This window comes from Rhodoplanes roseus, from assembly GCF_003258865.1.
Taxonomy (GTDB): Bacteria; Pseudomonadota; Alphaproteobacteria; order Rhizobiales; family Xanthobacteraceae; genus Rhodoplanes; species Rhodoplanes roseus.
In genome coordinates this window covers 1-1,676 of the sequence record NZ_NPEX01000547.1, presented here as the reverse complement: position 1 = coordinate 1,676, position 1,676 = coordinate 1, and the positions used below count along the sequence as shown (strand labels likewise).

Sequence of the window (1,676 nt, the reverse complement as noted above, 5' to 3'; positions counted from 1 at the left end):
TACTGCCGCTCGTAGGTCGCGCGGTCGGTCACTTCGTCGCCGACGATGTCGTCGAACGCACGGTCCGAGATGCGCATCCGCGCCTCCCATGCTGGTGATGTGTGGAGTGGAGGCGAGCCGAAGCTGCGGCCTCAGAGGGCCGACGCAGCCCGGAACGCGCCGGGGAGCTGATCCGCCTGGATTCCGAAGGCGTCGGCAGCAGCGACCATCAGCGGATGGTCGTGCCGGAAGGTCGGACGATGACGCCACTCGATCCGCGCGATCTCACGATCGGTCGGATCCGGGATCGCCTCGAGAAAGGCGTCCACGTCCGCCTCGGTCTTTCCGAGCTGGAGCAGCCACAGAAGACATTGCGCCTTCGAGATCGCCGGAACGGGATCATCGGCGACCGCGGCGGGAAGCGGCGTGTCTCCGTCGGCGACCCATTGCTCGAACACCTGCCGGTCCCGGTTGGCGGGATCGGTCGGGATCACCATTCCATCGGAGAGGCGCACGATGGTGTCGAAAGGACCCGCCCGGTACATCGATGCCTCACAGCTCGGCGTCGCAGACGACCTGGCTCAGGTCGAGGAACTGACCGGCCGGGATCGCCTGCTTGAAGTAGAAGACCGTGAACGGCGTCGCGACGATCGCGGCCCAGGTCGTGAACGACGTTCCGTCGTTGATGTCGCCCGTGCCGGTCGCGGTCGGCGCGGCGCGCATCGGGACCGGCAGAGTGAAGCTGCAGCCGAGGTCCTTGGATGCCGATCCGGTGTTGAGGAACCGGACCAGCAGATCCGTCGTGCCGTTCCCGATCTTCTGGTAGTAGCGCATGCACAGGAGCAGCTCGTAGCCGTAGGCGCGTCGCTCATACGGATTCGTTGCAGTCCCCGGCTCGAGCTGTGCACGCGTCACGGTCCCGGTGCTGAACTCGATCGTGGTGTCGGTGTTGGCCGTCAGGCTCGCGGTGTTGACCCCGGTTGCCGCGTAAGATCCCGATGCGGCGCCCTGATAGACTCTCGCGGTCGCGGTCCCCCACCAGGACGCGGCGTAGACGCCCCCCTCGACATTCTTGCCTTCGACGACCTGGAGCAGCGTTCCGCTCGTGATCGTCAGGACGACGTCCGCACCGGATTGGCTGAACGTGTAGGTGCAGCCGGAGGCGCCGGCCTTCCAACGATCGTGCCCATAAGCACCGGCGGCCAGCGACACGGTGCCGGAGACCCCACGCTGGTTCACGACGAAGTTGGCGTTGATCAGCCGGTTGTTGCCGGCTCCCGGCCCCTGGGCACCAGTCGCGCCCGTTGCACCCGTCGCGCCGGTTGCTCCGGTCGCCCCAGTCGCGCCCTGCGGTCCGGTGTCGCCCTTGGCGGCGACCTGAATCCATTTTCCGCCAGCGAGATCGGTGGCGAAGGTACCGGCCGTGTGCGCGACCAGGCAGACATAGGTCGCGCCGCCTTGCGTCACGACCGAGGCCGGCGGGCCGACCCCATAAGTGGTCGCAGTCGTCCAGGCCGACACTGTGGTCCACGCGGCCGGGCCAGCGGCGCCTGTCGCGCCCGTCGATCCCTGGGCGCCTGTGTCCCCCTTGGCCGAGACCTGCCGCCATTTCCCGGCGGAGAGATCGGTGGCGAAGGTCCCGGCCGTGTGCGCGACCAGGCAGACATAGGTCGCGCCGCCCTGCGTCACGACCGAGG

The 1,676-nt window shown here is 68.0% G+C and carries 1 protein-coding gene and 1 pseudogene; both read right to left on the bottom strand.

Annotated elements, in window-relative coordinates; translation table 11 throughout:
• Positions 1-131: 131 nt before the first annotated feature.
• Positions 132-494, bottom strand: coding sequence for a hypothetical protein (locus CH341_RS31145; RefSeq protein WP_210208700.1), 363 nt, complete (start codon positions 492-494; stop codon positions 132-134).
• 37 nt (positions 495-531) lie between these two features.
• Positions 532-1,676, bottom strand: a pseudogene (locus CH341_RS34665) (hypothetical protein); the annotation flags it as partial.